This is a genomic window from Nocardia amamiensis (assembly GCF_015477605.1).
Taxonomy (GTDB): domain Bacteria; phylum Actinomycetota; class Actinomycetes; order Mycobacteriales; family Mycobacteriaceae; genus Nocardia; species Nocardia amamiensis_A.
Window position 1 is genome coordinate 1 of sequence record NZ_JADLQX010000379.1, and the last position, 251, is coordinate 251.

1 protein-coding gene is annotated in these 251 nt (G+C 61.0%); it reads right to left on the bottom strand.

Annotated features, from left to right (window positions below; translation table 11 throughout):
* Window positions 1-104 precede the first annotated feature (104 nt).
* On the bottom strand, window positions 105-236 hold the full coding sequence (locus IU459_RS38200) for a transposase (RefSeq protein ID WP_324199187.1): 132 nt from the start codon (window positions 234-236) through the stop codon (window positions 105-107).
* Window positions 237-251: the final 15 nt, after the last annotated feature.

The following is a 251-nucleotide window of genomic DNA, read 5'->3' on the forward strand; positions in this document are numbered from 1 at the left end:
GTCACCCATGACGCACGCCGAGGCGGGGACGATCCACGCGCACGGGATCGGGAACTACGTTATCGGCATCAGCCGATCCCTCCTTCTCCGAGTTCCACTGTTACTCATGCGACTTCGTGTCGCACGATCCAGTTCAACCACGATGAATAGGTCGGCAGGAACACCAGTTCCACGTCGTTGACCGCGGCCCAGGCGCGGACCTCGGCTCGCTTGTGCGGGGAGAAGTTGTCGACGATGACGTAGAGCCTTTC